The organism is Desemzia sp. FAM 23990, from assembly GCF_045528485.1.
GTDB lineage: Bacteria > Bacillota > Bacilli > Lactobacillales > Carnobacteriaceae > Desemzia.
In genome coordinates, this window is record NZ_JBGQQW010000002.1 from 1 (window position 1) to 25,401 (window position 25,401).

The window sequence follows — 25,401 nt, forward strand, 5'->3', positions numbered from 1 at the left end:
GCAGCCTTATCCACTCGACTCACCTCTTATATGGTTTCTGTTCGTCAGACCAGAGTTTTGCCTTGGGCTTCCTTCAGATTCCACCTCACGGTGGACACCCTTGCCGTCAGCTATATGCTTACCACTGCCAGGTCGCATTCGGGACTTGCACCCGTTAGAGTTCGCCCATGCTGGGCGAACAAAAAGACACCTTCCATAAAGGAAAGTGTCTTGAAACGTTGATATAATAACGAATTAACGTTTTGAGAACTATCGTGGTGAATCTTGTATATACTCAATCAAGCTCAATCCATCTGTATCAATACCTTACTGTTTTATAAGTGGATACAGATTGATTAAAATTGACTGAAACTGATAGCACCTGAACCAATTTGAACCCAAAACAGATGCTAGTTGAATACAATACTAAATCCTAGGGTTACACTCTCTTTAAACTTTGTTTCATTACAATCACTCACTAAGAAACAGCACTTTCCATCATTGCTTCTTCCATCAAATGAGTCATAATGATTTCTGTTTTCAAATTAAATACTTTTTTGTCGTAACTATCTGGCAGTGTTTCATCAAGCAGCTTTTCTATTTCAAATTTTACTGCTTGTCTTGGTTGTTCGTCTTTATACCAGTCAATAACATTTGTTTTACTTTGTTCATTTTTTATAGATTCATATAACTTCTTTGCAGATAATTTTACTTTTTCCTCTTCTTTTTTCGTTAACTTAGCCTTTTTTAGCAAGTCATATATCTCTAGTTCTTCTTCTGTCAAACCTTCTTTGATATGACGTTCATCTTCTTGTTTTAAATTATCTACAAAATCTACCAGATCTTCGTAATAGTCTTCATTTGTCGAGTTACCGGAATTATAACGATTGATTAACTCCTTATATCGCTCCACAAAATTAGTACGGGTTTTGTTATCTTCTAATAGTTTCTCTAATTTATCTTCAATGAATAGTCTTAATTCTTGAATTTCTATATTTTTATATGGAGATTCATTAATCGTTTTTCGAATATCATCTGTATTTATTTCTGATAATTTTAGTGTTTTCATTGCTGTAACTTCATATTTATATTCCCCAACATCTTCTTTAACATAGCTGGATTGGACGCTTAAATCTAATGTCCTACTAAGTGCTATTTTGGCACTTTCAATATTTTCTTCCCGTACCGATGCTTTAATCATATCGCCCATATAAAATATGATTGATAAATATTTGTTTTTCCAATCAAATTCAAATATCTCAGGTTTACAAGCTTCAAATATATTCCGACATAAATTTACATAGATCTTAAATTCTTCAAGATTTTCATCTTTATCAAGTAAGATATTTGTGTATTGTTGAAAGAGCTCAATTTGATCAAACGTTTCATTTCTATCAAGAATTGAATCTAAATTTATTTTTAGTTGCTCACAAAACTCTTTCGTTTCATGAATTACACTTTCTAATAGCTTTATTTGCTCATCAATATTTTTGACTGGCATGTTGTCATCACTATCAGGATTTGCATAGTCACCGAGAGCTTGCTTCATATGTTTAAATAAATTTAAATAGTCAACAATTAATCCTGAGTTCTTTCCTGGGAACACTCTATTAATCCGTGCAATGGTTTGCATTAACGTATGACTTTTCATCGGCTTATCTAGGTAAATAGTCGAGGTACTTGGTGCATCAAATCCTGTTAACCACATCGCACAAACAAACACTAATGACAGGGGATTATTCGGATCTTTAAAGTTATCTTCAATGTCATGTCCATTTTCATCAATGAGATTCATCCGTTCACGATGTTGTTTAAAGTCTAGCCCTTCATTTTTAAATCTTTCATCCTCATCGCCATCTTCACTAACAACTACCGCCATTTCTACTCGTTGCATATATTTAATTTGCCGATTAAGTCGATCTTGCTCTTCTTTTGAAGGAGCATTGGAACGTTTTTGATACAACTCTTTCAATTTTTCATTCCAATAATATTTAACTTTGTCATACATTCGTACAGTAGTGAACTTGTCTACAGATATAACCATCGCTTTCCCTAAATATCCTCTGTTAGGGAAATGTTCAACAATATCTTTTGCAACAATATTTAAACGGTCATCTCGTTTTAATACTTCATTCGTTTTTGAATAATAGTTAGATAACTTTTCTTCCTCTTCAGCTGTCAGGTTTTCATCTTCAATTATTTCTAAATAATCATCTTCCAAAAAGTCATTGGTTAACCAGACTTCTGGAACCCTTCTTGAGTAATACAATGGTACAGTTGACCCATCTTCAATCGATCGAGAAAAATTGTATTCACTAACATAATCTCCGAACCATTGATTGGTAAGACGTTTTGAACCTAACAAAGGAGTTCCTGTAAAAGCAATATACTGTGCATTAGGTAAAGCTGTTCTCATGTTTTCTGCTAATGATTTATACTGCGTACGATGTGCTTCATCTACAATAACTACAATATCATCACGTTCTGATAAGACTGGATACTTCTTTCCTTTGTCATATCGAAATTTTTGGATGAGTGTAAATAAAAATGGTTTGTTCGTTTGTAAATCTTTTCTTAACGCTGCACCATTTTTAGGATTAGCTGATTCTTCTTCTGTCACCGTTTCTGTTCTTAAAAAGTTTTTATACAGCTGATCATCTAGATCTTGTCGATCAGTAACCATTAAAAATGTAAAGTTACCTGTCATTTTTCTGTTAATCTTATTGATAAACATCGCCATTGAATAAGATTTTCCGCTACCTTGCGTATGCCAAAACACACCTAATTTACCGTTCAACTTCTCACGATTTTCAAATGATTCAATTCCATTATTAACACCAAGGAACTGATGATTTTTAGCTAATATTTTTGTGCGTTTGTTTTCAAAAAGTATAAAGTTTTCAACATAGTCTAGTAACATTTCGTGTTTTAAAAGATTATCTAACAAATATTGAATACTTGTTCCTTGCGTACGTATTTGCTGACGATTTACTTCTTCATCCTCTGTTGAGCGTAACCATTCAAAAAAGTGACTATAGTTCGCTGTAAAGCTCCCAATTCTTGTTTCAGAAGCATTTGATAAAACACATAATTGATTAAAATAAAATAATTGAGGGATATCACGAATATAGTCTTGTAAATTTTTATCATATGCGGTTTTTAAGTTAATATCTGAATTTTTCAGCTCAATAAAAACAATAGGCAATCCATTCACAAATAAAAGTAAATCTGGTCTACGATGTTGCATTTCTCCTTTAATCCACATTTGAGAAACAATTGTAAACGTATTATTAGATGCAGTGTTAAAGTCAATGATACGAACTGTTTCATATTTCTTCTTACCATCTTTCTCGAACTCTACATGAATGCCGTTTTTTAATTGTCTATACCTCTCGTAGTTAACGACCTCAAGTTCTTTATCCGAAAAGGGGCGTCTGAAGTCTTGTACAATCTCTTTCAATAAACGTGTTGGTATATGTGGATTCAAATTTTGCAAACTCTCAAAAAACACCTTTGGGAGTATTGCTTCCTGTATATTAGAACGCCCTGTTCCATCATTTTCACTTTCTAATACATTTAATGAAGAGAACACTTTATTCGCATTGATGTTTGCATTAATAAAACTATAATATTCATTTTTCGATAATACCTGAATACATGCTTGCTCAATCATATCTTCAGTAATTACCTTCCTCATATTACCCCTCCTCTATTTCACCTCAATTGTACCGTTCATTAAACGTGGTAAAAGTAGATCACGTTGTTTTTTTAGATTTTCATTAGTTAATATAATACTCTTTAGTTCTTCAAACATCGGTTTTGTTATATTATTAAATTTATTTAATAATTCATCACTTGGGTATAATAATTTCAACCCTTCAAATTTACCTTTACTTAAATTAGTCATGGTGGCACCTGTTGCTCCAAACAATTCAATAGTTTGCTTCATAGATTTCAGAGTAAAAAAAGCCCATTCCCTTATCTTTGTATCCTCAAGTATTATGGAGTTAATTTGTTGATTTGTATGGGCCGGAAACATGTTTATTGAAACTACTCCACCTGTTCCAATACAACTTACCATTATTGAGTCTTGCGGCAACAATTTATTAGCTTGACTATTACTTCCATCTTCACTTAAGTAAGATTCTGTCTGCGATGTAAATATATTTCCATGCATATCAGGTGTTTTAATAAACATCACTTCTTCACCATAATATTCCGCCACTTTGGTAGATGGAGTTTTTCCAGTAACAACTTCTCCTAGATTTTTCACTCTTTTTACTTCCCATCTTTCTGGTATCCCTTTTTCAAACTTTGAATTTTCAGACCCCGGAAACCTCATTCGCACAAACCATTCCTTATAAATCTCTTCCGCTATTTGTTCTAAAGCTTCAATTCTACGGTTGTTATTTTCGATTAGTTTATCATATGTGGAAAGAACGTTTGCTATTTTTTTTTGTGTATCAAAATCAGGTACACTAATCTTTAATTTCTTTATATAATTACTATCTGCTCTTTGTCTACCACTTGCGCCACTCATACTATTAATGGCAGGTAAAACAATAATATCGGTTTGAGCTAGATAGTTAACATAATTAGGTTCTGTTTTGCCTTCTGTCGCTCTAAATACTAATAATTCGGTTGAACCAAACCCCTTGTCTTTTGACTTTAGAATTGATTGTGCAATCTTTCTATTCTCTAAACAAGGTGTGATCCTTGAAAATAAAGTATCACCCGAATGAAATTTGCTTCCACTTTGCCCTGTAAATTTTTTTGTTTGTATCTCATTAACATAAAAATTACTTTCATTAATATCGGCAATACCGATAAATGGATAAATTATTCCCCCTTCCAATTTAACCCTGGGATTTAAATCAATGACATCACTAAATCTAACCTCTCTCCACTCACTCATACTCAATCACCAGACTATCTAAATTCTTTTGTATTTGTGATTCTAATTCTTTCGCTTCTTCGTTTAATTGTTTAAACCCATCATTTAAACCTGATAGTTTTTCTTTAAATTGACCTGCCGTCATGCCATCATCTTCAATGACAACCCCCACATATCTTCCAGGGTTTAATGAATAGTCTTGATCGATAATTCCATCGTCACCATCAAGTTTAGCTACTTTACACAAACCGACTACATCTTGATATTTTCCATCAGGAAAACGTTCCAGTAACCAATCAATTTGTTTTTGATAGTATTTTTTACCTTGTTCAGATATCGCATTATCCCTACTAGTTTCATATTCTTTAATAAGTTTATAAAAACTCTCTGCATCTTCTTCATATAAGCGATTAATAATAGCTAAATTTTTAATTTGTTCATCAGAAAAATTCCTTAATGCACGATCAATTTGAGTAAATATATTTCGTGCATCAATAAATAATATTTCATCTTTCTTTTTCTTCTGTTTATCGAAGAACCATAATGTTGCTGGTAAAGTCACTGTACTGAACATATTAGATGGAAGTGTAACCATTTGAGAAACAATTCCGTCTTCTATTAGTGACTTACGAATTTCTTTTTCACTATTTCCTGCATCTGAAGCTGAATTCGCCATAACAAGTGCTGCTTTCCCTGTTTCGTTTAATGCAGTGGCAAATTGATTGATCCATAGATAGTTCGCATTTGGTACTTTCGGTTTTTTATCCTTAGTTTGGGGCACGCCATATGCATTAAATCTTTTCTGATCTTTTACTATATCTAATTCCACGTTATCAACATTAAACGGTGGGTTTGCTAGCACATAGTCAAAATTTCCAAATGAATCATATGGATCAGCATAATATGAATTTGCCTCTGTTATTTCTCCACGGATATTATTTAAAAACAAGTTCATTTTTGCTAGTTTAACCGTTTCACCCGTTCTTTCTACTCCGTAGGCTCTTAAGTTTAAAGGTGCTCCACCATTCTTCATTTTATGTTCTTGGGCATAATGAGCTGTTTGTACAAACATACCTCCAGAACCGCAAGCAGGGTCTAGTATCTTGCCTTCCATTGGTTGTAAAACTTCAACCATATAACGAACGAGCGTTCTCGGTGTATAGAACTCTCCCCCACCTTGACCTTCAGCTAATGCAAAGTTACCTAAAAAGTATTCATACACTTCACCAAAAATATCATTTTGTGAATCGGTTGGAATATCGTTAAAGTTTCTCAATAATCTATTTAAAATTCTATTATTATCATCAGCACTTAAATTATGATAGTTATCTTTTGGTAGGACCCCAACAAATTCTGGTGAATACTGTTCTATACCTTCCATTGCTTCTTTTATTTTATTCGCAATATTTTCTTCTTCGCTTAAATTAAGTAAATAGGAGTACCGTGATTGTTTAGGTAAATAAAAACCGCATTTTTCTATCGCAATTTCTTCAACTTTCTTTTCACGTCTTCCACCTTTTAATGCTTCATACTCTTCCATAATTTCATCTTCATATTGTGTGTATTTTGCATCTGCGAACTTTAAAAATATTAAGCCCAATACAGGAATTGAATATGCAGATGCTTTTAACCCTGAATTTGCACGTAATTCATCTGCTACTCCCCATAAGCTTTTCTTTAAGTCAGTTAATCTATCTTGATTCAATATAAATTCCTCCAATATTTTATTCTAATATCTCATTTATTTTAGAACTGTTTATCGTTCAGATCTTTTATCTCCGTACTTTCTACCTATATTTATATTCTATCATAAAATAGTTCTTCATTTTCATTCGGTAGCTAATACGTGTAGCGTCTTGGAGAAAAAAAGGAATTACTTCTAGTCCATAAACTCGATACAGCATTATAGCTTTTCAATGTTTTCGTGAGTTCGGTAAACATATTAATAATTATCAGTTCTACCAGCCTCATTAGATACTTACTTGCTATTGTTTTTTAAATCCTCTAATGCTTTTAGTATTTCACCTAACTTACGATTAACACTTAAAGTTGTTTCCATGTGAGCAGATTCTTTTCTACTCAATAAGTTTGATGACTCTGATATATCACGCTTTATAAAATTTGTAATATCATTTACTACATTTGCATTCTCTTCAACCCCTCGGTGAACAGCAATATAATATTCTTTCGTATCCTCTAATTTTCTATTTTGATGTATTAAAAGCTTATTTTGTCCTATTAAAGCATTATATTTTTGTACGATGTTTTCACCAACAATTCTTGTCAACACCTCTACTGCTCCATAGACTTCTTTTTTATCTATATAATTTTTCAAGGCTTCTTTGAATTCTTCTTCAATGTCTTTTTTCCAATTATCACTTATAAAAAAGTCCACTGGTGCTTCTTCAATTTTTCTAAATGTATCACTTATTGCGAGTGACCGAATTGCTTCGACAAATGCACGATTATATTCTTTTCTTGGTCGACCTTTCCCTTCCAACTTTGTATTTTTAATTTCTGGCTTACCAAGTTCAAAGATTTCTTTGTTACAGTGAACCTGATTAGCAATTCTATTAAAAGACGATTTAGATAATGTTTCTCCATTAATAGCCAGTTCTTCAATAGCTTCTTCCATTGAAAACCATTGATTCTTAAATTCCTCAAAATCCTTTGTACTTATTTCTATCTTTTTAAATACATGCATTTATATTCACCTCTCAAAATAAATAACCTTATTATATCAACGATTATACCATTTAATTTCATTTCGCCTAAAAAATCAGCCATTTTATAATTAAGTCAGAAGGTAAATTGATCGATACTTTCTAAATTGAATTGCACAAGGAGGTGATTGTCTCGCGTTACCAAACATGTCATCCAAACTTAAATATTCAAAACTGGTCACAAGTTGATATCTCAAAATTTGGCGACCTCATCAAAACTCATTCATTTGATGAAGTAATGCTACGAAAAGGTATCGAGATATTGAAGTTTAACAAAGAACTTATGATTGTAAATTTAGGAACTTTACGAATTGATATTGAACAGACTTCAGAAATTGAACCTGTTATAAAAGTTCTTAAGAAAGCATTAACAAAATAACTTACCAAAACATTTTAAAGAAAGAGGTTATGCACAATGCCGATTGCAAATGCATGGGTTTTCACCGAAACAAAATTCAAGGCAGCGGAATTTCTAAACAACACAGGAAATATGTTCAGGCTAGTTTCACAACGACCGTATGTAAGTAAAAAAGATCCAAACGAAAAAGGCGTCACTTTAACGCTACAAATTACCAAAGATGACACGGATTATGGTGTAGATAAAAAGACCGGATTTAAACGGGATAATAACATCTTAAATACATTTGATGTTACCGTCCTAAACAACAAAGAACGTATCGATATTCAAAAAGGGGATTATCTCCGCTTGCTAGACTTCATGCCAGAAAAGTCATTTGTTATTGGGTTTGATTTAATACTTCGATTCAAAGATGTTGAGAAAATCAATGTTAAAAAACAGTAAATTGTCGACAGTCAGAAAACAAAATGGAAAATTCCTTTATAGCATGTACTTTCTGAGTGCTGTAGAAACCATGATGATTCACTACATTGACTCCCAGTTAGATCTGGGAGTCAATAAAAATATTTACAATTTAATCGTCGGTATTATAATCATCTTACTATTAATTCAAACCATTTTTTGGTTAATTCGTAACAGAATACACAAAGGTATAAAATTCGCTACTCATCATTACTTTACAATTCTAAGGTTAAGAAGAGCCTTTCTCGATTCCAGTTATTACAACAAAAGGTTTTACTTCAATAATGAAGTGGCAGATTTACCAAAAGTAAAAGTAAGTTTCAACAATGATTATTCCAAAGCTAAATTACTTGTTCAAAATATTAATATCAAAAAAGATATAGGTGAAGTAAATATTTCATTTGCACTAGGTGATTTTGTAGTTGATAGAGCTTACCTATCAAATGATGAGAATTATCATGTATTTGAAGTTTACGATAGTAAAACCGTTCAACAATATGAATTTAAAGATTTTAATGATTTACGTGTACAGACATCCCAACTGGATGACTACACATTGCAAATTGATAAATCAATTGCAATACCCTTACACGGAACTTTACTTGTTGGTCAAACAGGATCTGGAAAAACCTATGCACTTTACTCCCTTATCCTTCAAATGATAACTAAAAAGGTTCAATATAATTTGTATTTCGCTGATCCTAAAAACTCAAGTCTGGCTGTTCTCGGAGACAAGATATCAGAGGAGAATACCGCTACTGATATCGATGAAATAATCAAGTTACTACAGTCTTTTGTTGAAAAAATGGAAAGTAGAAAATTTGAAGTTAAAGAAATGCTAAATACAAAGCTGGAGGCAGATTACACTGACTTTCAATATGAACCTCATATTTTTATATTTGATGAATTTGCAAGCTTTCAATCTATTATCCAAACTATGGAGAAGAAAAAGCGTGATGAATTAACGAAATTACTATCACAAGTGATTTTACAAGGTCGTCAGTTAGGATTTTTCTTGTGGATTGTAATGCAAAAATCAGATGCATCATTATTGCCTACTAATTTACGTGAGAACCTTCCAGTGAAGTTTGTTCTTGGAAATGCTGAAAAGCAGACTTATGTAACGGCATTTGGTGCTGGAGTGGATATACCAGAGAAAGATTTTGTTCTTGGACAAGGTGTATTAACTTGCCCAGTCATAGCTGACACAGCAAGAATTTGTCACTTTAGCTATTTAGATTTTGACATATTAGAAGCTGTGACTCACTTAAGATCGTGAGCGGGGGTTATGTAATAACCCCCGCTCCGCAAAAGAAGAAAATCACAATTAGAACTGACAACTCAACGTTTTATGGCTTAAAAGGAGTGAAAAATTTTGCTGGATGTTCAAGTCGATGAATTTACCCTAGTTTTACAACCAACTAGACGGCCTAGTCAAATAGAAGGTTGGGAAGGCATGGCAATCAATATTATTAATGAGTTTGTCAACTTGTCTAAATTAGAATCCGTGTTAGGTAACCTAAAAGAGACACCAGATTCATTACCACAAGGTTACTCAATCGGTTTTGTATGTGACAACGCTCCATATTACTTGGCAATTGCTTATCATCCTGATTTTATACAGATGGGCATTTGCATAAAGTTTTCAGCACACGCTTGGATGCAATATAGAAAGAGCTACGAATCAATATATACCACTGCTATGCAGTTGCATCAGTTCATCAAAAACGTAAACAAAAGCCCATTATACACTTCTCGTCTATCAAGAATTGACATTGCAATTGATTTTATAAATGAAAAGTTAAATGTAAATACAATCTATAATCAGCTCTCAAAGAAAAACCAGATTATTAAAACCGCTGCCGGCAGAAATAATAATTCAGTGTTGTCTGCAATAACTAAAGACAATATTACCTCTACTTTTTATCTAGGCTCAAAAGCTAAAAACATAAAAGCTTTATTAAGGGTCTATGATAAAAAAAGAGAGCAGATTGAAACTATGGGTGTGCGATACGATGAAGCAATTCATTATGACGACTGGGTACGCTTTGAAGCTGTATATAGAGGGCATTACGCACATGACTTATCGGATAGAATACAAGATATTAACAATGATACCGAGCTGAAAGACCTATTAGTTTCAGCCTTAACCGATCGTTACCAGTTCTACTATGGCAAATCACAGAAGTTAACGACCTATACAAGAAAAATGCTTGATTTGTTAAATCAAAGATCGTTTATGTTTAGCTCGCCTTCTCCGCGCACGAATTTGTTAGAACAATCACAGAAACACATCTTAAATGGATCTGGTTTGTTCCCCTACTTATTTAAAATTTGGCGTATTTGGGGGGATGAAGGATTAAAGAAATGTTTGAATTTTCTTTATGACGAATTCGAAAACTACGAACCAAATGATGATGCGATAGCATGGCTAAACAAATACACTGCTCTGTACCAGATGCAAGGCTGTCCGTTTAAGTAAATTTAATAAAAGGAGATGTTGTCTTTATGAGAGCAGATTCAATTGCGCAAGACTACCCATATTTGCTAACTAGAGAACAAGCTTCACGCTTTCTAGGTCTTGACCCAAAATCATTCGATAAATACATCAGGCAACATGACACACTTAGCCGATTCATGATTGGCAGACAAGAACGCTACACAATTAAATCTCTGATTAACTTCATCGAAAACCAGTCTGTATAATTCACCTCTAGTTGATATTATGCTAGATTCAGAATACAATACAATTGTATTCAACTAGCATCTATCAACTATTCGCGAGAAAGGAATTGATAGCATGGCTAGTATCGTAAAAAGAGGGAAATCCTACAGGGCGCAAGTTTCCCTATATAAGCAGGGTAAGCACAGTAAAATCTCTAAGACGTTTCCGACTAAGAAAGAAGCTCAACTCTGGAGTTTAGAAATGGAATTGGCAAAAGGTGGAGGCAAGGAGCTTGCTCACAGAAACACTACTTTTGCTGACTTCTTCGAGAACTGGATCTATGTGGTAAAGATTAAAGATGTTAAAGAAACGACATTCCAAAACTATACTCGTGCACTTGGGGTAATCAGAAACCTGTTTAAAGATATACAGTTGAAAGATCTAAATGACATTGTGGTTCAAAGCAAAATTGACGAATATGCAGAAACACACTCCCGAAAAACTACACATGAAGTTCTTTTGAAAATTAGAACAGCAATACGAGATGCCTACGCACGTGGCTATATTACGAACGACTTTGCCGGCTTGTTAAAAACACGCGGAGTAAACCCGCCAAAGCGAAACAAAGCTTTGTCTATTACAGACTTTAAGAAGCTCCGCAAATATACTCTAGGGCATCCAGAAGACGAGTTTAACATACTTGTACTACTAGCTCTTGAAACGGGTCTGAGACGCGGAGAATTGCTAGGGATTCGCCCAGAACACCTTTACGAACACGGTATAAAGGTTAGACAATCAATTAGTCCAACATCTGATGATACCTCACTAAAATCGCCAAACGCTAAACGTGATGTTTCGATAAATAAAGATGTGTATGAGCTGATTCGGAAAATACCTGTAAAAGAAAACGGTTATGTATTCGGATTCGGTGGTTTTAAACAGTCTGAACAGTTAGCAGAGCTTTTAGAAGTGCTCGGTATTGAGAAAACTACCTTTCATGGTCTTAGGGATACACACGCATCGTTTCTCTTTGCACAGAACATTGATCTTGTATATGTCTCCAAACGATTAGGACACATAAATATTCAAACCACACAGAATTATTATCTGGAATTAATGCCAGAAAAAAAGCACCAGCAAGATGCCGATGCTTTAAATCTGTTAAGTTCTTTATGAGGTTTAAGCTGATTTGAACCAACTTGAACCAAAAAACCTTTGTAAACGTTGATACAATAAGGAATTGATTAACGTTTTGAGAATTGAGAAGCTTTACGAGCTTTCTTAAGACCTGGTTTTTTACGTTCTTTCATACGAGGGTCACGTGTTAATAGACCAGCTGATTTTAATGGTGCGCGGAAAGAAGGATCTACTTCTAACAATGCGCGAGCGATACCGTGACGAGCTGCTCCAGCTTGTCCAGCGTATCCACCACCATTAACGTTGATGATGATATCGTAGTTACCTGTAGTTTCAGTTACTTCTAAAGGTTGTTTTACAATAACGTGTAAGCTTTCGTATGGAAGATATTCAGCGATATCTTTTTTATTGAACGTGATGTTACCTGTACCTGGTACTAGGCGTACACGTGCAGTTGAGTTTTTACGACGTCCTGTTGCAGTATATTGTACTTGTGCCAATGAAATTCCCTCCTTAAATTAAGTCTGTAATGTCTAAAGTTTTTGGTTGTTGTGCTTGGTGGCTGTGTTCTGAGCCGCCGTAAACGTGTAATTTCATGCCTTGTTTACGTCCCAAAGTGTTTTTAGGAAGCATACCTTTTACAGACAATTCAACTAATTTACGAGAGTCTTTAGCACGTAATGCACCAGCAGAGATTTGTTTCAATCCACCTGGGTTACCATCGATGTTACGAGAGTAAATTTTGTCAGTTGCTTTTTTACCTGTTAATTTTACTTGATCTGCATTGATTACAATTACAAAGTCCCCTGTATCAACATGAGGAGTGTAAGTTGGTTTATTTTTTCCACGTAAGATAGATGCAACGACAGTAGATAAGCGACCTAATGGGATATCAGTAGCATCGATTACATACCAGTTACGTTCTACTTCGCTTGGTTTAGCCATATAAGTTGTACGCACGTTAATTTCCTCCATATTCTTCTGTTTGTTTGAATGCATAATAAGTTTCCGGGGCTCATCATGGGGCAAACAATACCATATAATATCTTAACTTTTTTCAAGTCAAATGTCAATCATTTGAAAGAGAAAAAAGCGAATCTTTAAGTCTTTTTTTTGAACAACCTACCCGTGTGGTTCTTCCTCATTTTTCTTCTATCCATAACCACGTTGATTTCTTATTGACCGTCATTTTCTTCTGATTTTTCAAGATCCAAATCCCATCCCATTTTCGGTTATAAAATTTTAGCGTGGTCACCATTATCCAAGCAGCTGTGACACCTAAAATACAGCCGAATACAATGCCGATCAGTCGGTTGGAGATAGCTGAAGTGACTGTCAGTTTATTAGAGATCATAGTCGTCAGCAGGATAGCCATAGGGGTGGAAACAAATATTCCTAAAGCATAGTTAACACGCATACAATATTGCAGCGTCCCATAAAGAGCAACCACAATGAAAATTTGCATGAGTTGAGACATTGGGAAAGCAGTAATCATACTGGCAACGATCAAGCCTAGAACGGTTCCAGAAATCCGCTGGATGTTGCGGTTCATCATAGCTCGTATGTTTTTCACCTGTAAAATTCCTGCACAGGAGAAAATCATCCAAGAAGGTTTATCCAGTCCGATTCCCATACTTAAATAAACAGCAAAAAAGAGCGTGCCGGCGTAGAACAGGGCATCCATCAAGGCACCTGGATCTCGGTTAATTCTTTCTTTAAGATTCGATTTGTCTATTTGGTAGTCTGAACTATTCCTTTCTGTGAAGTGCACGACGACAGCTAGGATAATCCCTAAGGTAACGCCTAGTGACATGGCTCCCATAATTCCTACCATGGATTGAAAATTGGATTCGATTCCTACCCCAACAGCTGATAATAAGATGACAAAAAGGGCCCCTGGTTTTTGCATCCCATAAAGCCGAAAAAAGAGACGGCAAAGAAAAGCTAAGCTACCTATAACCATAGGAGCAGTCCATTGGAAATGCCAACACAGTAAGGAGACAAACATCACAAACAGCAGCAAAAGACCAACTAAAACCAGCTTCTTTAATAGCAGACGCAATGGCATCTGTTCATAGTAAAAAAAGACAAATAACCCTAGAGTCATCAATCCCCCTAAGGAAACTTTCCCAATAAAGTAGCCGAACAGCAAACAGAATGCCATTCCTGCCATAGGAGCAATAATCTGCGCCCAATCGTCTTTTTCCGGTCGGCGAAACGTTAATAATTCTTCTTTGATGTAGCGCATATACGCACTCACTTCCTTTCTAAACAGTCTACGTCTTTTATGAGGTACTGACAAGGTCTCAGTACTTCCTTTTATGAGCGAATCAAAAAAAGCTGACTGGTATGAATCCAGTTATTTACCGGATACTTACCAGCCAATCAGCGGCACAGACCATTTAATTAACCATTTGATGTTGATGAGTAAAAATATCTTTCTTTACCGATGCTGGAGGATGAAGAACGATTGCACTGCTCCACATTAGAGTATTTTACTCCATCCATTCTTCATCTATCATCAATTCATCGGATTTGAGATTCACTAACTTCAACCGATTATCCGATTTAATGTAGATACTTTTATACGCTTGTTCGCCGTCTTCCACAAAAATCATGACTCTGGTTCCTGGATTATCCGTCATCAAATAACTTTCTACAGTCTCCAGATCAATCTCTTCTTGAATGACAGTAAGTTCAGGATAGTCTGGTGATTGGATAGAGTCTGCAGAATCCAGTTCCTCTTCAGGTACTGGTGCCAAGTCTTCTTCCGCTGCTGGAGAACTTGACGCTACTTGAGAGGCTGTACTGTCCGTTGAACCAGTTTCTTCCTGCGTACTGCATCCGGCAAATAGAAATGCCGTTAAAATCAGTGCGATCCATTTCATCTTAAGAACTCCTTTAATCCGTTATAATGGACTTGATTTCCGTCCATTGAGCCTATTTTAGCAAAATAACGCTTCGTTTTCGACTATTTAACTTCTTCCTCTACAGCCTCAAAGATCGTTCCTTTAGTCGCTTCCTGCTTGTCATAAAAAGTCTCCATCATGTACAACCCATGAGCAGCAGCAGTAGGACCAGCTTGATTGCGGTCTTTGACTTCTAGAAGACGCTTGATATCATCAGCAGGGCGCAACCCGTTAGCAATTTGTAACAACGTGCCGATAAAGATTCGCACCATGTTGTACAAGAATCCATTGCCTCTAAAGGTAAAAATCAATTCGCCATTCAGCTCATCTTTTTCGACTTTCGCTTCATAAACGGTACGCACTTTATCTTCTTTGCCACTATTGCTGGCACAAAAACTCGTAAAATCATGCTCTCCGACAAGGTCGTTTAGAGCAACCTCTAAAGCTTCCATATCAATACGATAAGGGTGATGTAAGGCATATAAGCGTTTAAATGGACTCATGACTTGATTGATATCCACACGGTATTGATACTTCTTCCCTGCTGTCGAGTATTGAGCATGAAAGTCAGTGTCCACAATTTCCGCAGAATAAAAAGTCAGTTCATCTGTGGTTAGACTGTTTAAGGCTCGCAGCATATTTTTAGGCGGCAAATAAAACGGGTAATCAAAATGAATCACTTGTCCTTTAGCATGGACACCCGAATCGGTACGTCCAGCGCTGCGTAGCCTGATCGTTTGTCCTTTAGTCATGATGTTCAAAGCCTTCTCAATGTCCCCTTGGACTGTACGACCATTTGGTTGTATTTGGAATCCTACAAATTGGCTTCCATCATATTGCAATAATACTTTGTAACGATAGCTTTCCATATGCTGCCTCCTTGATATTTTTTAGTGACTCTTTTTTCTATATAAAAAGTACGCTATATATTGACTGATTTGATTTGCGTGCCCTTTTTAGATGTTTTAGCTTATAAAGGTCACGCAACAAGTATTTATGTGCCTTTTTCTAGGCGTTTTTATTTAAAAAGGAACACAAACTATTTTTGCGTTCCTTTTTCCAGATTTTAAGGCTTATTTAGTAACGTAAAAACGTCAAGCTCTTTAAGCAGAGCAAGATTTGTCTGTGCTGTCTCTCTGCACTAAAGACTAAAGACGCTTTACTCATTAAAAAAGACGCCTCATACAACAAACAGCGTTGGAAGCGTCTCATGAGTCGGGCGTTTTTTGTTGCGGTCACTACTTATTAATTTCTTAAAAAGACTAAAGCAGCGGTCAACACTGCAAAAGTGAGCATCACTAGAGTATCTGAAGCACTCCAGTCCAACTTACGGAATTTCGTACGACCTTCGCCGCCGCTGTATCCTCTGGCTTCCATAGCAGTTGCTAAATCCTCAGCGCGATTGAACGAACTTACGAATAAAGGAATCAGGAGCGGAACGATGGATTTCATTTGCTGGAAGACATTTCCTTCCCCGAAATCTACCCCTCTAGCTCGTTGGGCATTCATGATTTTCTCCGTTTCATCCATCAACGTAGGGACGAAACGAAGCGCTATAGAGAGCATCAAAGCAATCTCATACACTGGAACCTTCAAAGCGGTCAGCGGACGCATCAGGTACTCTAAAGCGTCTGTTAAGGACAGTGGCATTGTAGTCAGTGTTAACAGTGTCGACATGAAGATGATCAACACGAAACGACAGAAAATAAAGACCCCGTTCAGCAATCCTTGAGAAGTCAGCATCAAAATCCACCACTGGAAGTAAACTTCTCCCCCTCCAGTGAAGAACACCTGTAAAATCACGGTAAACAGTATCAGCCAAATCATGGGTTTGATCCCATTGATAAAGAAGCTGAATTTGATTTCCGATAATAAGACAGCGGTCAATACAAAAATGAATAAGAGCAAATACGTTTGCCAATTGTTGGCCAAAAAGATCACGAAAATAAACAGGATCGTGCTGATCAGTTTCGCTCTAGGATCCAATCGGTGTATCCAGGAATTTCCGGGAATGTAACGTCCAAAAATCAATTTCTCCATCATTCAGCATCACCGCCTTCGAATGAATCGACGGCTAACTGGGATACTAATTGATCTGCCAGTTCATCTGTAGTCAACGGTATTTCGCCTAATCTCAGCCCTAGACGCTCTTCTAAACGACTTGCAAAAGACACAGTTGCCGGAACATCCAATTGTTTGCTTTCCAACCATGCTTCATTTTGAAAGATCTCACGAGGAGGACCTTCTTTCACAACGGTACCTTGTTCTAAAATGATGACGTGATTGGCGTAATTGGCTACATCTTCCATTTGGTGAGTCACTAAGACAATAGTCATACCTTGTTCTTGATACAGTCGATAGAACATGTCCATCATTTCTTTGCGCCCTTTTGGATCTAATCCAGCAGTCGGCTCGTCCAATACCAACACTTCCGGTTCCATCGCCAACACACCAGCTATCGCTACACGGCGCATTTGTCCGCCCGACAAGTCGAATGGTGAACGTTCCATGTAAGTATCGTCCAATCCCACTAACGGCAGCATACGCTTAGCAATTTCGATACCTTCTTCTTCAGTAGCACCAAAGTTTTTGGGTCCAAAAGCAATATCTTTGGCAATCGTTTCTTCAAACAATTGCGATTCAGGAAATTGAAAGACGATTCCGACTTTTTTACGAATGCTTTTTAGGTTTTTATTATTGGTCGTTGAGATGATTTCACGGTCTCCAATAACGACTTTACCTTCAGTCGGTTTGTTCAATGCGTTCAAATGACGCAATATCGTGGATTTTCCGCTTCCAGTATGTCCAACGAGAGCGGTATAACTGCCATCTTTAATAGCAAAATCAATATCATATAACGCTCGGCTTTCGAATGGTGTGCCTTTTTGGTATGTGTACCCTACTTTTTCGAAAGTAATGTCCATAACCATTCCACCATCCCTTCTTCTGTTAAGTATGTTTCGGGAACTTTTAAGCCTCTTTCTTCCAAAGCCACTTTCAATTTCTCCGGAAATGGCAAATCCAATCCCATATCGATCAACTGGTCTCCGTTAGAAAAGATTTCTTGCGGAGTGCCTTCTCTCACTAATTTTCCTTCTTGCATCACTAAGATACGGTTCGCATTGGCTGCTTCGTCAATATCATGCGTGATGGAGATAACGGTCAAATTTTCTTTTTCTTTGATCTGTTGTACAGTTTCAATCACTTCTTGACGTCCTTGAGGGTCCAGCATACTTGTAGCTTCATCTAAAATAATAATTTTAGGCGCTATTGCCACCACACCTGCAATAGCTACGCGCTGCTTTTGTCCTCCAGATAGACGCGCCGGTTCTCGCTCTTTAAAGTCCAGCATCTTAACTTGCCCTAGAGCCGATTCGACTCTTTGCAGCATTTCGTCTCTTGGAACAGCTTGATTTTCTAAACCAAAGGCCACATCATCTTGCACTGTTGATCCTACAAATTGATTGTCCGGATTTTGAAAAACCATGCCCACTTTTTCACGGATTCCCCAAATATTTTCTTCTGATAACGCTAATTGATCCACAAAAACTTCTCCACTGTCTGGAGCAATCAAGCCATTGATCGTTTTTGCCAGCGTAGATTTTCCTGATCCATTTGGTCCAATGATCGCGATCCATTCGCCTTCTTCGATTTCTAAAGATACTCCGTTCAGAGCAGGTCGCAGATCCGTTTCATTGTATTGGTATATTAAATTATTTAGTGTAATGATTTTATTCATGGCTAACTCCCCAAGTCTTCTATTAGGATTACAACGTCATCACTGACCACGTTGTTAGGCAGATAATGTTGCTCAGACCTTTCACTCGTCATCAGTCTTGACACCTGTCATGGTCCATTACGTAATTATTATACACTATTCTACTATACAGACCATCTTGTTTTTCAGAAAATTTAGTGTACCTGTACTTGCTTCTTTTTACTTTAAAGTAACTGAAAAAAGGAGTGATTCCAGTTTTCAGCTGCTTTAAAATAAAAAAAATCACTTTAATTGATGAATGTACCTCTCTTAGAGAACAGATTCTCTAAGAGAAGTTTAGAGCTAGACTCGAAAGATATTGCTATCTATTCATCATCATAACACTCCGATCATACATCTAAAAAAGTGAACGTCATTTTGTTTCCTTATTATTCAACCAGTTGTCTCAACAGAATTGTTGCAACAACTGGCTGAAATATGAAGTGCTGGTTGAATGAATTATACTAATTCAATAACGACCATTGGTGCACCATCACCGCGACGGTTTTCAGTTTTCAAAATACGAGTGTATCCACCTTGACGTTCAGCATAACGTGGTGCAATGTCCCCGAATAATTTTTGTAAAGCTGATTCAACGATGATTGCATCTTCTTCTTCTTTAACTGTTGCAACTTCGTTACGAACGAATGCAGCAGCACGACGACGAGCAGCTAAATCGCCTTTTTTACCTAAAGTAATCATTTTTTCTGTTGTTTTGCGAACTTCTTTAGCGCGAGCTTCAGTAGTCACAATACGTTCGTTAATGATTAGATCAGAAGTTAAATCACGCAACATAGCTTTACGTTGAGAGCTTGTACGTCCTAATTTACGGTAACCCATTGTATATTATCCTCCCTTGATACAGTACTACTAGTCTTCGTGGCGTAATCCCAATTCAAGTTCATTCAGTTTGAATTTAACTTCTTCAAGTGATTTACGTCCAAGATTACGTACCTTAATCATTTCAGCTTCTGATTTGTCAGTCAACTCTTGTACAGTGTTGATTCCAGCACGTTTCAAACAGTTGTATGAACGTACAGACAAATCAAGTTCTTCTATTGTCATTTCAAGTTTTTTCTCTTTTTGAGTCTCTTCTTTTTCCACCATGATTTCCACTTTACGTGTTTCATCTGTTAGATTTACGAAGATATTCAAGTGTTCGGTTAGAATTCGAGCGGCTAAACTAACTGCCTCTTCAGGGCTAATTGAACCGTCTGTCCATACATCAAGTGTTAACTTGTCAAAAGCGTCTTTTTGACCCACTCGAGTGTTTTCAACTTGATAGTTCACACGACTAACTGGGGTGTAGATTGAATCGACTGGCAATACACCGATAGGCATATCGTCTTTTTTATTGTGTTCAGCTCTTGCGTAACCTCTACCTTTTCTAGCTGTCATACGAACATGGAAGTGTCCGCCTTCAGCTACAGTACAGATATACAAGTCAGGGTTCAAGATTTCAACATCACTATCAAAAATGATGTCTGCTGCTGTAACCACTGCAGGGCCTTTCACATCGATTTCAATTGTCTTGTCCTCTTCAGAGTATAATTTGAGTGCCAACTTTTTAATATTTAAGATGATTGCTGTAACATCCTCAACAACACCGTCAATAGTAGAAAATTCATGTAAAACACTGTCAATTTGAATATTTGTTACAGCTGCTCCCGGAAGAGAAGACAATAAAATACGACGTAGGGAATTACCCAACGTTGTTCCATATCCACGTTCAAGTGGCTCTACAACGAATTTACCAAACTTGGCATCATCGCTGATCTCAATCGTTTCAATTCTTGGCTTTTCAATTTCGATCATTCTGCTATTTACCCCTTTCAAAACGTTAAGTTCATGTTATCGAGTGCAAACCTACAAAAAATGAAGCAGCTCTCAATTAAACACGACGGCGTTTTGGAGGGCGGCATCCATTATGAGGAATTGGAGTTACGTCACGAATTGCTGTAACTTCTAAACCTGTTGCTTGCAAAGAACGAATTGCTGCTTCACGACCTGAACCAGGACCTTTAACTGCAACTTCGACTGTTTTCATTCCATTTTCCATACTTACTTTAGCTGCTGCTTCAGCTGCTAATTGAGCTGCAAATGGAGTTGATTTTTTTGATCCGCGGAAACCTAGTGATCCAGCTGATGACCATGAAATTGCGTTACCATGAGTATCAGTAATCATTACAATAGTGTTGTTAAATGTAGAACGGATATGAGCTACTCCGCTCTCGATATTTTTTTTCACACGACGTTTGCGTTGAACTTTTCTTGCCATTAAGGTTTACCTCCTAACAATTAAATTATTTTTTCTTACCTGCAATTGCCTTAGCTGGGCCTTTACGAGTACGTGCATTATTTTTCGTGTTTTGTCCACGAACTGGTAATCCACGACGGTGACGCATGCCTCGGTATGAACCAATATCAATCAAACGTTTGATATTTTGGCTTACTTCACGACGTAAATCTCCTTCAACTTTCAATTTATCCACTTCCACACGGATAGCGTCTAATTGATCATTGCTAAGATCACGAACACGAATATCTTCTGATACATCAGCTGCTTTTAAAACCTCGCTAGCTGTATTTTTACCGATTCCATATATATAAGTTAGAGAAATTACTACACGTTTGTCACGTGGAATATCTACACCTGCAATACGAGCCATTACAATTACACCTCCTAATTTTTATTATCCTTGACGTTGTTTATGTTTTGGATTTTCACAAATAACCATTACCCGACCATTACGACGGATAACTTTACATTTATCACACATTTTTTTAACTGATGGTCTTACTTTCATGAACTAACCCTCCTATTTTAGTGACGGAGTGCAATTATTTAAAGCGGTAAGTTATACGTCCACGTGATAAATCATATGGAGATAACTCAACTGTAACTTTATCCCCTGGTAAAATTCGAATGTAATTCATGCGAATTTTTCCGGAAACATGCGCCAATACTATATGGCCATTTTCAAGTTCAACTTTAAAACTTGCATTTGGCAAAGTTTCAACGACTGTACCTTCAATTTCTATGACATCGTCTTTCGCCACGCCTAGTACCTCCCTTAATTTTTTCGCTTCTATTACGCGATAAACAGTGAGCGCATTACAAGCCCTCACCTGTTTTCATCTTAACTTATAGATTATAACACAACAAAAAAGCATTTTAAAGTCAATACCTTTAATATTATAGCATAATCCCTTTTCTTCTACAAGGTTTTGAAAAACGAACAAATCAATTTCTGTGAACAATTGTGAAGATTCTTCTTTTTTAAAGAACGAAAAAAGCAAGATGGTTTTTTTGTTTTATATGAAGAGATTATTTGGTTTTATCAATAACTTCTTTGATTGAGTTAAATACATCTTTAACATCATCTTCACCGTTTACGGTATACAAAACATCGCGCTCTTTATAGAAGTTTAAAAGAGGTTCTGTTAATTCAACGTTTACGTTTATACGATTCTCGACTGTTTCAGGTTTGTCGTCTTCTCTTTGATAGAACTCATGTCCTCCGCAACGATCACACGTACCTTCAACTTTTGTCGGTTTATTCAGTTTGTGGTAAGTAGCTCCACAATTGCTGCATATAAAACGACCAGTAAGTCTTTGCATTAAAATGTCTTTGTTCACTTCAATGTAAAAAACAGCATCGATTGGTTTATTTAAGCCTTTTGTAATTTCTTCCAACGCTTCCGCTTGATTCAAAGTTCGAGGGAAACCATCTAAAAGAAATCCGTTGTCCGTATCGGATTCAGCCAAACGTTCTTTGACAATTCCATTAGTCACTTCATCAGGAACTAAGTTACCAGAATCCATAAAGGATTTTGCTTTGATTCCTAATTCGGTTTGTTTTTCAACTGCAGCCCGGAACATATCTCCCGTTGAAATATGAGGTATTTGATAAGCATCTACAATTTGTTCTGCTTGCGTTCCTTTTCCTGCACCAGGAAGCCCCATTAAAATGAGATTCATCATTTTTCCTCCTTAAATGTAAGAATCAGTGCTGAGGAAATTCCTCAACACAGTCTTCTTATTGGATAAAGCCTCGATAACTTCTTTTAACAGTTTGTCCTTCCAGCTGTCTCATTGAGTCTAAAGCTACACCGACAACAATCAGTAAGCTTGTTCCTCCAAGAGCAACGGATGAAGGTAAATTCCACAAATTAGAAGCAAGAATCGGTATTAAAGAAATAATACCTAAATATAGTGCTCCTAATGTACTTAGACGGGCAAGAACTTTCGATAAATAATCTTGAGTAGGTTGTCCGGGGCGTACACTTGCGATATAACCACCCTGTTTTTGCAAGTTCTCAGAAACTTTTTCCGGATTCACTTGGATGAAAGCATAGAAGAACGTAAAGACAACGATCAATAACGTGTACAATACAGCTCCTATTGGTTCTTCCAAATTGAAAACTTGATTAAGCACTTGATACCATGTTTCATTCGCTGAATTTTGACTAAAGAAACCTAAAATGGTTTGAGGAGTCATAATAAAGGAACTCGCAAAAATAACCGGAATAACTCCAGCTGAATTTACTTTTAATGGAATGTGAGCACTTTGATCATTTGACGAAACACGTTTCGAATACTGAACAGGAATTTTGCGTCTAGCATTTTCCATATACACAACTAAGATCACAATCAAGATGAACCCGATAGCAATAGCAATTGAGAACAGAATAGCTTTGGTCATTTCGTCTCCAGCATTTCTGATTTGAGTATTGTAAAAATTGTAAAGGTCTGAAGGAACACGGGCAATGATACCTGAGAAGATGATCATTGAAGTGCCGTTCCCAAAACCATTAACAGTTATGAGCTCAGCTAACCATAAAACCATCATTGTTCCTGCAGTAAGAATAAGTGCAATGGAAAGATATGTTGCAACGGTTGGATTATTAACCAGTCCCAAGTTTGTTAGGGCATTGAACCCATAAGATATCCCCACGGCTTGAACAAACGCTAAACCGATCGTCAAGTAACGAGTCACTTGATTCAATTTACGTCGTCCAACCTCACCTTGATCAGCCCATTCTGCAAATTTTGGAATAATATCCATTTGCATTAATTGGACAACGATCGAAGCGGTGATATACGGAGAAACACCAAGCGCAAATATAGAATAGCTGCTAAGTGCTCCACCACCAAAGGTATTCAATAAGCTAAATAGTCCAGACGAAGATAAATCTCCCAATGCATTTGCATTAACGCCAGGAACCGTAATATGGGTTCCTAAACGAAAGAGAATCAAGATTCCTAGAGTGAAGAGTATTCTTCCTCTGATGTCCTTATCTTTAAATGCATCTTTTAGGACCTTTAACATTAAATCACCTCAACTGAACCGCCAGCAGCTTCAATTGCTTCTTTAGCTGCTTGGGAGAATTTATTTGCTTTAACAGTCAATTTACGTTCAATTGATCCGTTACCTAGCACTTTAATTCCAGATTTTTCGTCTTTGATGACTCCTGTTTCAACTAGTAATGCAGGGGTTACTTCTGTTCCATCTTCAAAACGGTTTAAAGTTTCAAGATTTACAACAGCGTATTCCTTGCGGTTGATGTTCGTGAAACCACGTTTTGGTAAAGTACGGAATAAAGGTGTTTGTCCACCTTCGAATCCTAAACGTACGCCACCACCTGAACGTGATTTTTGACCTTTTTGTCCACGACCTGATGTTTTACCGTTACCAGAAGAAGTTCCGCGTCCTACACGGTTACGAACTTTACGAGAACCTTCTGCAGGTTTTAATTCATGAAGTTTCATTGTTTGGGCACCTCCTTCAATTTGAATCTTACAAAGTTTACATTAAACTTCTTTAACGTCCACTAAATGTGAAATTGTGTTAACCATACCTTTGATTGCTTCATTAGCAGGTTTAACTACAGTACTGTTAGTCTTTTTAAGACCTAAAGCTTTAACTGTATCACGTTGATTTTGAGGACGTCCGATAACGCTACGTTTTAAAGTAATTTCTAAATTAGCCATTTCTTATAGTCCTCCTTTTATCCGATAATTTCTTCTACAGTTTTACCGCGAAGTCTTGCAACTTCTTCAACGCGTTTTAATTGAGTTAATCCGTCGATTGTCGCACGAACCATGTTGATTGGAGTGCTTGAACCTAATGATTTACTTGTTACGTCAGCGACACCAGCTAGTTCCAATACGGCACGAACCGGACCACCAGCAGAAACCCCAGAACCTTCAATAGCAGGTTTGATTAAAACATTTCCACCGCTGTAACGTCCAATAACTTCATGAGGTACAGTTGAACCATCTCTCGGTACTTCAATAAGATTTTTCTTAGCACTTTCAATCGCTTTACGAATAGCTTCAGGTACTTCTTTAGCTTTACCTGTACCAAAGCCAACGTGTCCATTTTTGTCTCCGACAACAACTAATGCAGCAAAACGCAAGTTACGTCCACCTTTTACTACTTTAGTTACACGGTTGATTGTAACAACACGATCTTCTAATTCCAATGTGTTTGGATCGATGTATACCATGTGT

28 protein-coding genes are annotated in these 25,401 nt (G+C 36.5%); 5 read left to right on the plus strand and 23 right to left on the minus strand.

Going from position 1 to position 25,401, the window contains the following annotated elements; all coding sequences use genetic code 11:
- Nucleotides 1–457: 457 nt before the first annotated feature.
- The 4 genes from ACEN4I_RS00765 to ACEN4I_RS00780 form a co-directional block, all read right to left on the minus strand.
- A complete protein-coding gene (locus tag ACEN4I_RS00765) occupies nucleotides 458–3,676 on the minus strand; it encodes a type I restriction endonuclease subunit R (RefSeq protein ID WP_407102792.1) in 3,219 nt (1,072 codons plus the stop codon).
- A gap of 12 nt (nucleotides 3,677–3,688) precedes the next feature.
- The gene (locus ACEN4I_RS00770; RefSeq protein ID WP_407102793.1) at nucleotides 3,689–4,894 is read right to left on the minus strand and encodes a restriction endonuclease subunit S; all 1,206 of its coding nucleotides are present in this window, start codon (nucleotides 4,892–4,894) and stop codon (nucleotides 3,689–3,691) included.
- Nucleotides 4,887–6,578: an N-6 DNA methylase gene (locus ACEN4I_RS00775; RefSeq protein ID WP_407102794.1), complete on the minus strand. Its 1,692-nt coding sequence runs from the start codon at nucleotides 6,576–6,578 to the stop codon at nucleotides 4,887–4,889. Before ACEN4I_RS00775 ends, ACEN4I_RS00770 begins: the two co-directional genes overlap by 8 nt.
- 273 nt (nucleotides 6,579–6,851) lie before the next feature.
- Nucleotides 6,852–7,577, minus strand: coding sequence for a hypothetical protein (locus tag ACEN4I_RS00780; RefSeq protein ID WP_407102795.1), 726 nt, complete (start codon nucleotides 7,575–7,577; stop codon nucleotides 6,852–6,854).
- 434 nt (nucleotides 7,578–8,011) lie between these two features.
- Between ACEN4I_RS00780 and ACEN4I_RS00785 the strand changes: the two genes are divergently transcribed.
- The 5 genes from ACEN4I_RS00785 to ACEN4I_RS00805 all read left to right on the plus strand — a co-directional run bounded on the left by ACEN4I_RS00785 (nucleotide 8,012) and on the right by ACEN4I_RS00805 (nucleotide 12,257).
- Nucleotides 8,012–8,398 (plus strand): hypothetical protein, encoded by a 387-nt coding sequence (locus tag ACEN4I_RS00785; protein WP_407102797.1) that lies wholly within the window; start codon nucleotides 8,012–8,014, stop codon nucleotides 8,396–8,398.
- Complete coding sequence (locus ACEN4I_RS00790) at nucleotides 8,382–9,695, plus strand: FtsK/SpoIIIE domain-containing protein (protein ID WP_407127491.1); 1,314 nt, start codon at nucleotides 8,382–8,384, stop codon at nucleotides 9,693–9,695. Before ACEN4I_RS00785 ends, ACEN4I_RS00790 begins: the two co-directional genes overlap by 17 nt.
- A 96-nt stretch (nucleotides 9,696–9,791) precedes the next feature.
- Complete coding sequence (locus ACEN4I_RS00795) at nucleotides 9,792–10,898, plus strand: replication initiation factor domain-containing protein (protein WP_407102799.1); 1,107 nt, start codon at nucleotides 9,792–9,794, stop codon at nucleotides 10,896–10,898.
- A 26-nt stretch (nucleotides 10,899–10,924) separates the two neighbouring features.
- Entirely contained in the window at nucleotides 10,925–11,122 is a 198-nt protein-coding gene (locus ACEN4I_RS00800) for a DNA-binding protein (RefSeq protein WP_407102800.1), read from the plus strand.
- A gap of 94 nt (nucleotides 11,123–11,216) precedes the next feature.
- On the plus strand, nucleotides 11,217–12,257 hold the full coding sequence (locus ACEN4I_RS00805; RefSeq protein ID WP_407102801.1) for a tyrosine-type recombinase/integrase: 1,041 nt from the start codon (nucleotides 11,217–11,219) through the stop codon (nucleotides 12,255–12,257).
- 68 nt (nucleotides 12,258–12,325) lie between these two features.
- Here the strand turns inward: ACEN4I_RS00805 and rpsI are convergent, their stop codons facing one another.
- From rpsI to rpsE, 19 genes are all read right to left on the minus strand, one after another.
- Nucleotides 12,326–12,718, minus strand: a complete 393-nt coding sequence (gene rpsI, locus ACEN4I_RS00810) for a 30S ribosomal protein S9 (RefSeq protein WP_407102802.1) — start codon at nucleotides 12,716–12,718, stop codon at nucleotides 12,326–12,328.
- Between the two features lie 13 nt (nucleotides 12,719–12,731).
- Complete coding sequence (rplM, locus tag ACEN4I_RS00815) at nucleotides 12,732–13,178, minus strand: 50S ribosomal protein L13 (RefSeq protein WP_407095971.1); 447 nt, start codon at nucleotides 13,176–13,178, stop codon at nucleotides 12,732–12,734.
- A gap of 181 nt (nucleotides 13,179–13,359) precedes the next feature.
- Entirely contained in the window at nucleotides 13,360–14,466 is a 1,107-nt protein-coding gene (locus ACEN4I_RS00820) for an FUSC family protein (RefSeq protein ID WP_407102803.1), read from the minus strand.
- A 247-nt stretch (nucleotides 14,467–14,713) separates the two neighbouring features.
- Nucleotides 14,714–15,106 (minus strand): hypothetical protein, encoded by a 393-nt coding sequence (locus tag ACEN4I_RS00825; RefSeq protein WP_407102804.1) that lies wholly within the window; start codon nucleotides 15,104–15,106, stop codon nucleotides 14,714–14,716.
- Between the two features lie 83 nt (nucleotides 15,107–15,189).
- Entirely contained in the window at nucleotides 15,190–15,996 is an 807-nt protein-coding gene (gene truA, locus ACEN4I_RS00830) for a tRNA pseudouridine(38-40) synthase TruA (protein WP_407102805.1), read from the minus strand.
- 376 nt (nucleotides 15,997–16,372) lie between these two features.
- A complete protein-coding gene (locus tag ACEN4I_RS00835) occupies nucleotides 16,373–17,170 on the minus strand; it encodes an energy-coupling factor transporter transmembrane component T family protein (RefSeq protein WP_407102806.1) in 798 nt (265 codons plus the stop codon).
- On the minus strand, nucleotides 17,167–18,051 hold the full coding sequence (locus ACEN4I_RS00840; protein WP_407102817.1) for an energy-coupling factor ABC transporter ATP-binding protein: 885 nt from the start codon (nucleotides 18,049–18,051) through the stop codon (nucleotides 17,167–17,169). Before ACEN4I_RS00840 ends, ACEN4I_RS00835 begins: the two co-directional genes overlap by 4 nt.
- A complete protein-coding gene (locus tag ACEN4I_RS00845; RefSeq protein WP_407095978.1) occupies nucleotides 18,027–18,866 on the minus strand; it encodes an energy-coupling factor ABC transporter ATP-binding protein in 840 nt (279 codons plus the stop codon). Before ACEN4I_RS00845 ends, ACEN4I_RS00840 begins: the two co-directional genes overlap by 25 nt.
- A 477-nt stretch (nucleotides 18,867–19,343) precedes the next feature.
- A complete protein-coding gene (gene rplQ / locus ACEN4I_RS00850) occupies nucleotides 19,344–19,724 on the minus strand; it encodes a 50S ribosomal protein L17 (RefSeq protein WP_407095979.1) in 381 nt (126 codons plus the stop codon).
- 30 nt (nucleotides 19,725–19,754) lie between these two features.
- A complete protein-coding gene (locus ACEN4I_RS00855) occupies nucleotides 19,755–20,699 on the minus strand; it encodes a DNA-directed RNA polymerase subunit alpha (RefSeq protein ID WP_204212082.1) in 945 nt (314 codons plus the stop codon).
- Nucleotides 20,700–20,775: 76 nt separating this feature from the next.
- Complete coding sequence (rpsK, locus tag ACEN4I_RS00860) at nucleotides 20,776–21,162, minus strand: 30S ribosomal protein S11 (RefSeq protein WP_407095980.1); 387 nt, start codon at nucleotides 21,160–21,162, stop codon at nucleotides 20,776–20,778.
- A 25-nt stretch (nucleotides 21,163–21,187) separates the two neighbouring features.
- The gene (gene rpsM / locus ACEN4I_RS00865) at nucleotides 21,188–21,553 is read right to left on the minus strand and encodes a 30S ribosomal protein S13 (RefSeq protein ID WP_407095981.1); all 366 of its coding nucleotides are present in this window, start codon (nucleotides 21,551–21,553) and stop codon (nucleotides 21,188–21,190) included.
- A gap of 24 nt (nucleotides 21,554–21,577) precedes the next feature.
- The gene (gene rpmJ / locus ACEN4I_RS00870) at nucleotides 21,578–21,691 is read right to left on the minus strand and encodes a 50S ribosomal protein L36 (RefSeq protein WP_034299928.1); all 114 of its coding nucleotides are present in this window, start codon (nucleotides 21,689–21,691) and stop codon (nucleotides 21,578–21,580) included.
- 34 nt (nucleotides 21,692–21,725) lie between these two features.
- Complete coding sequence (gene infA / locus ACEN4I_RS00875; protein WP_092480922.1) at nucleotides 21,726–21,944, minus strand: translation initiation factor IF-1; 219 nt, start codon at nucleotides 21,942–21,944, stop codon at nucleotides 21,726–21,728.
- A 268-nt stretch (nucleotides 21,945–22,212) separates the two neighbouring features.
- On the minus strand, nucleotides 22,213–22,866 hold the full coding sequence (locus tag ACEN4I_RS00880) for an adenylate kinase (RefSeq protein WP_407095982.1): 654 nt from the start codon (nucleotides 22,864–22,866) through the stop codon (nucleotides 22,213–22,215).
- A gap of 58 nt (nucleotides 22,867–22,924) precedes the next feature.
- Complete coding sequence (gene secY, locus ACEN4I_RS00885) at nucleotides 22,925–24,217, minus strand: preprotein translocase subunit SecY (RefSeq protein WP_407102807.1); 1,293 nt, start codon at nucleotides 24,215–24,217, stop codon at nucleotides 22,925–22,927.
- Entirely contained in the window at nucleotides 24,217–24,657 is a 441-nt protein-coding gene (gene rplO / locus ACEN4I_RS00890) for a 50S ribosomal protein L15 (protein ID WP_407095984.1), read from the minus strand. The genes secY and rplO overlap by 1 nt, the downstream gene beginning before the upstream one ends.
- A 42-nt stretch (nucleotides 24,658–24,699) precedes the next feature.
- Entirely contained in the window at nucleotides 24,700–24,879 is a 180-nt protein-coding gene (rpmD, locus tag ACEN4I_RS00895) for a 50S ribosomal protein L30 (protein ID WP_092480918.1), read from the minus strand.
- Between the two features lie 17 nt (nucleotides 24,880–24,896).
- Nucleotides 24,897–25,397 (minus strand): 30S ribosomal protein S5, encoded by a 501-nt coding sequence (gene rpsE / locus ACEN4I_RS00900; RefSeq protein WP_407095985.1) that lies wholly within the window; start codon nucleotides 25,395–25,397, stop codon nucleotides 24,897–24,899.
- Between the last annotated feature and the right edge of the window lie 4 nt (nucleotides 25,398–25,401).